At 31.5% G+C, this 6,181-nt stretch carries 4 protein-coding genes; all 4 read right to left on the bottom strand.

Annotated features, from left to right (window positions below; all coding sequences use genetic code 11):
* Nucleotides 1-347 precede the first annotated feature (347 nt).
* Nucleotides 348-1,331 carry an ATP-grasp domain-containing protein gene (locus V7149_RS20420; RefSeq protein WP_335347431.1) on the bottom strand — a complete coding sequence of 328 codons (984 nt, stop codon included), beginning with the start codon at nt 1,329-1,331 and terminating at the stop codon, nt 348-350.
* Nucleotides 1,332-1,351: 20 nt separating this feature from the next.
* Nucleotides 1,352-2,527 (bottom strand): pyridoxal-dependent decarboxylase, encoded by a 1,176-nt coding sequence (locus tag V7149_RS20415; protein ID WP_335347430.1) that lies wholly within the window; start codon nt 2,525-2,527, stop codon nt 1,352-1,354.
* Between the two features lie 657 nt (nt 2,528-3,184).
* On the bottom strand, nt 3,185-4,171 hold the full coding sequence (locus V7149_RS20410; RefSeq protein ID WP_335347429.1) for a polysaccharide deacetylase family protein: 987 nt from the start codon (nt 4,169-4,171) through the stop codon (nt 3,185-3,187).
* 246 nt (nt 4,172-4,417) lie between these two features.
* Nucleotides 4,418-5,890, bottom strand: coding sequence for a lipopolysaccharide biosynthesis protein (locus V7149_RS20405; protein ID WP_335347428.1), 1,473 nt, complete (start codon nt 5,888-5,890; stop codon nt 4,418-4,420).
* Nucleotides 5,891-6,181: the final 291 nt, after the last annotated feature.

The raw sequence follows: 6,181 nt of genomic DNA, 5'->3' as shown, positions 1-6,181 counted from the left end.
CAACAGCCAAGAACTAAAAATAAATGAAACAGTGATGAGAAAAAGATCGGATAGAATAATAAATGAAAGGCGCTGGCTGTAAGACAATGAAATAGCCCTCCAATCTATAACTTTTTCTCTATTTTAGTTGTCATTCTTGAATTTCAAACTTTGAATAATTTTAATCATATTTACCTATACATGTCTTATCATAATGACACTTCATTTTAATACTTTATATACATTTGCAAAAAACAATCCCCCATTGTGAATTTTGTATGCCACCTATTTTAGAGTATTCCTATATAAGGTTTTTAAGAACGAATTGTACCTTATAGAGAACAAAATTTCCAAAAAAATACTTTACCCTAATTCTCTATAAACTTTTTAATCGTTAAAATGTCATGCCTCATCATATAAACATTTTCTTCGTAATTTCCAATCTGAACTTTATTCACAATTCCCTTCAAGTTATTGATTATGAACTTAGGAAAATTAACCCCGCATTCATATGCAAGAAGGTAGCCTCCTCCAAACCTTGGATTTATCTCCGATATATAATACTCTCCATTAATAAAAAAGACATCTATATCTATAGGTCCGATAAACCCTGCTTTCATAACAAGTTCTTCAATCAAATTAAATAATTCTTCCGATTTTATTGACTTAGCTTTGTCTGTTTCTCCAGCTCTCATTACTAACTTTTCTTTAATAAATATAGAAACTACCTTTTTTGAAATTAGATCAACATACACATCTACTCCAAGTTCTTGCCCATCTAAAAATTCTTGAATAATCATTTCGCTTGAATATTGGAAGATAAATTTTGCTTCCTCTATATTCCTAGCTAAATGAATATTAAAGCTCGCACTGCCTTTTTGCGGTTTAATAAAAACTGGAAAAAACACTTCTTCTCGTTCAAGTGCTGCTTGAAATACTTCAAAAGAATTATAGGTTTTCGCATATTTAAACCCATTGTTGCTACAAAACTTACTTACTTCGTATTTATCTAGCCATAATTCACATACATCAAATGGGGAAACTATACTGGAAATACCTAATCTCTTTAAATCACCTGAATATTTAGATAATAGGGAAAGCTCTGGATCAATTAATGAAATAACGGCACTTATCTCCTCTTTTTTACATATCTCTTTAATTACATCCATATATCCAGCGCTGTCAATTGTTGGAACAATATAATGTTCGTCAGCTATATATAGTGACGGAGCTAAAGCGCTGCAATCAACCGCGATTAGATTCCCCTCCCCGCGTAATTCCTTCTTAAAGTATTCAAGTAGCTTAGTTCTCTTTCCTGTACTTGTTAATAATAGATTAACTGTTTGTTTCAGTTTTCTCCCCTTCTTTCACTCTACAATAGCCTAGTAGGTGCCCAAGTTTCCCTAACTAGTTCATAATTCCCACCTTTAATTACATATACTGCAGGCGGCAAATTAATAAAGCAAGAATTATAACTCATTGTGTACGAACCGCATTTTTCAATTTCAATGATGTCTCCTTCCCTTAATTTCGGCGCATTTTCAATATTCAATAATCTGTCATTTTCCATACACGTACTTCCACATATTGTTTGTCTATTAGAAAAGTTTTCGCCATTTGAAACAATTCTATATGACGGCTGGCGATCTGCAATAAAGGGATTGATATGAAGCAGTGAACCATCAACCGTGATGATTCTTGAACCTCTTACATCCCTTACATCGACAACCTTTGTCATATAGCTTATAGGTGTTGAAATAAGTGATGCACCCGGTTCAATTATTAATTGAATATTTTTCATATCTGCTGCGTGATTGAGTTCTTCACTAATCGTTTTTGCATAATCTTCAAAACTAGGGTTATTTCCAATGTCTCTTCCACCAAAAAATCCCCCGCCTATGTCGATATATTCTAGACAATTATTTAATCCAAAGTTTTTAATACATTCTGCCGCTTTTTTTGCTAATGCTCTGAATACATTTAAACTGCGAGTTTTTGTGCTTTGATGCATATGAAGTCCACAAACTAAAATATTCAGTTTATTACATATTTTTAACGCTTTTTCAAAACTGCCATTTTCAAGACAAAAACCAAATCTACTTGGCTCTATCCCCATAGCACTTTCACCTGGACATTCACTTTCGAGATCAAAATTTACTCTAAGACCCACTTTCATTCCTTCAATTTTTTTCATTGCTTTTAATACATTTAGTTCACTAAAGGAATCAATATTGACAATACTCCCCTGTTTAAGCGCACGTTTTAAAAGGTCTGCCTTCTTATGCGGACCATTATATATAATTTCACTAGTAGGATATCCAACGAGTTCTGCATATCTAAATTCATCATTTGACACAACTTCAGCATATACTTCTTTTTCCTTCATGAATTCGAGTATCCATTTAAGATGATTAGTTTTTACTGAATACCCAATTTTCAAAGGGCCTTGCCAATAATTAGTGAATGCTATTTTCAAGCGATTGTAATTATATTCTAGTTCATCGTATTTGATTATATAACATGGTGTTTCAAGTGACTGTGTTTGCATTTTACTCAATCTTACTCCTTTTCGACCAGTCATAATTTTGCAATTAACTGATGATCAATAAACTTAGCTATACATGTTTAATATCGGGCGAGGCTTAATTAGCACGTGACTAGCTTCTTCATTGGCCATTGATAAAATTGTCACATTGTCTATATGTAATACCCGCTTTTGAATTATAAAAATATCTTGTATCCTTATATTCTCTTCCATCTAACGACCTCCAACTGCTAGACATTAAATAACCTGAAATCATCTGAATACCGTATTATATATATATGCATAAAAATAATGAACATTATTAATTACCAAAAATTTTAAGTACTGACTAGGTTATCAGACTTATAGGCAAACTTAATTCCAAAGTAAGCGTCAAATAGGCTCCACCTTTACTTAAATATTAAGGGGATTATTCGATACAATTTGAAACCTTAAAATGCGGACAGAATTTGTCGCTTACATTCCAAAGATCCAGCAATATTAGAAAAAACTAAGGCATTCACCAAGTCCTTTCTTGGTAAATGCCTTAGTTTTACTGATGCGAAATATGAGCAGGAAATTTAACTAAGTTTCAATATTACTTAGCTTACTTTTAGATAATTATATTCAATATTAGTAGTTTCCCCTCCCTTTACTTGCTAACATAGTGGCCCCTTCAACCTACTCATTCCTTAATAAATGTTTCGATAAATCCTCCATATTTAAACTTTCCATACCGAAATTTCGTCTCAATAAAGAAAAATGTTTCAATATACTCTCTAAAAAAGATAAATTTTCATTTAAATTAGTACCAAAATTATGAGGATGCCACCATAAATGATAAACTAATTTATTTTTTGCAGCATAATTTAAATCAGAGATAATTCTCTTTAACCTTAACGGCTCCAAATGTTCTAATGTTTTAGAATAAGGTCTTAAAAAGCGACTAGCAGGAATATTCAAAGGTAAATTATTGTTCTTTATCTCTTCAATTGAATAACAATTATGACCAGATATATTTATATATGCATCGCATAATCTAGCTACCCTCTTCAATTTATGTTCTCCTTTCTCATCACTTGCTTTATAAAACAAAGAACTTGGATTTCCCCTATAAGATGTTATCCCTAATTCTTTACATACTAATAGATATTTCTCTTCACACTGGTTTCTAGGAAAAACTAGACTTTTAATTTTTAAACCGTATTTCTTGCCAACATTTATAGCTGCGCTAATATCTGCTTTAAATGAATTTATATTTTGACCTTGTTCCAAACAATAATAGTGAGAAAAAGTATGTGTTCCAATTCTTTGATATGGATATGAAATTATTTTTTGAATTAATGAAGGAGCAAAATGATAAGGATCTTCTTCTTCGTTAGAACCTATATTGTAAATATGTTCATAGGGTGATAAATTGCTATTTAGATAGACGGGTTTTTGTTGAGGACAATTATCTATTAATTCTTCACGTGATTTAAAAAAAAGAAATCCTACGGTGGACCAAGTAGCATGTATTCCATATTTTTCGAATAATTCCAATATAGCAGGAATTGCAGTCCAAACCCCCAGTAAGTTTTCTTTATAACTTTCTAAACTTTTTTTATCTCTTACTCCCCAATAAAGTTCAAAATCCAACGATATAACTAATTTACCATTGTCAGACAATAAAATACCCTCTTTCTAGGAATCCCTTGATTAAAACGCAGATTCACAATGCTAATCCTACCCAAGATTTTTCCATTCACAAAACTCAACTTCAAACCCTACAATTGAAGAACTTCAAAAGCGTTTAGAGCAGCTTGAAAAAAAGCAGAATGCTGAATTAGAGGCGGTTAAGAAGATTAAACAGGACTACTATACAAAGAAGCTTACAGCTGTGGCTTATTTTTAGATTAAATTTAGAGGAATTGCTTACTGAAAATTACGACTATATTTACGTAATGCTAATGTTTTAATTATTAAAAAAAATACTCCTGATAAAATAGCTGAAAATATCAAAGTAAAAGAATCTTTAAAGAAAATCATAGAAATAATCGGCAATAAAGTATATGGTATTGCCTTTAAAAACTCCCTAATTACTTGTTTTAAGACTATATAAAGTGATATACCAGCTAATTTAAGAATAAAAATGCAATTTATTATCCACAATAACGCCCCGATCATTCCAAATAAAGCTATAGTTAATAATGCGTCACCACTTAAGCCGCCAATAATTAAAACTATTAACCTACAAAAAAACAAAAGAAAATCCATTATCAACCCTAACCGTTGTTTTTCTAAAATTAAATATATGTTTGATAACGGTGACGATATAAACACAAAAAATATCCAGAGTCCTATCCACCTCACATATTGGCCTGCTTCGTACCAATTGTCACCAAAAACAAACAAAAATAACTCAGGTGCAATTAGAGATATCAACAATATTGGGACTAATCCAATAGAAATAAGATTCTTATATACATCAAAAGTCACACGCCCAAGCTCACCGTTTCTGTATGCCTCTGAAGCATGCGGATAGAAGGCTTGAGCTACAGCACTTCCTATTAAATTCATGGGTAGGTTTAAGACTCTATGTCCTAGAGAATAAAGCCCAACAACTGTAGGTGTAAAATAAAATCCAAGTAATAATGGTGGCATCATTACAGACGATGTATTAAGTAACCCAGACCATAATGAATAAAGCGGAAAGTTTTTATATTTAATTAAGTTCAATTTCATATTACTAAAGCTAAGATACTCTATTATTTGTTTACCTTCCTCCCCCAAGGTTTTCCAAATTAATCTTCCAGTTGATAATACCTGTCCTGCTACTTGTCCTCCTATTAGTCCTCCAGCTTGCATTTTTCCGGTTAAACCAAATGATACTTGAGTCGCAGCTGTTACCAAACTCTGTGTAATCTGTTGAGTAGCTAATCGATTGAATTGTCTCTTTCTTGTATTCCAATAATTAAATGCTTGATAAAGACCAGTCATTAATAAACTAAGTGGTAAAAAAAATAGCCAAATCCTAAGTTCTGAAGCTCCCAATAAAATTGAAATCTGTTCCCTAAGTAATATAATAATGATTAAAACAAACATGCTGATAATAAAACAAATTAATACTGTTGATGCTAAAATATTTGCAGCATCCTTATCTTTTTTAGGAAGTACAATTGCTAATTCATATCTAAAGCAAGATACTACCGCTAAAATTGCTAAAATTGAACTAAACATAGTAAATAATCCAAAATCCTCTGGATCGTAAAGTCTTGTTAATATTGGGGATATTAATACTAGTAACACTTGTGCAAAAGTTGTTCCAGAAATTAGGGTTATTACATTCCTAAATAAACTGCCTGTAGGAATTTTCTTATTTAGTAAAATCCTTAATCTATTAATCACTTTCCAATATCCCTCATTTTACCCATCACTTTCCTTTAAGTGAATTCCTCTTGAAATCCATTGTTTGTTCGTTTAAAGTAGTCATAGAGAAGCCCCCTTCTTGGTTTTGTTTTTGACTTAGTCACCTATGACATTACCAAAAATGAGGCCTTTTTCAATGTTTTTTGACTTTCACCTTTTGGGAGAAAAACATTTTACTTCAAATTACTTGTCATAACTACATTTTTGGTCAATTTAGATTAAAGCTCTGAATAATTCAGGTTGTTAATTGATTTTTAATCTATTTTTAAT

Origin of the sequence: Bacillus sp. JJ1503 (assembly GCF_036965125.1) — a bacterium.
In the GTDB taxonomy this organism is placed as follows: domain Bacteria; phylum Bacillota; class Bacilli; order Bacillales; family Cytobacillaceae; genus Cytobacillus.
Note: the sequence above shows the minus strand (reverse complement) of the source record. Positions and strands in the feature narration are given on the sequence as shown.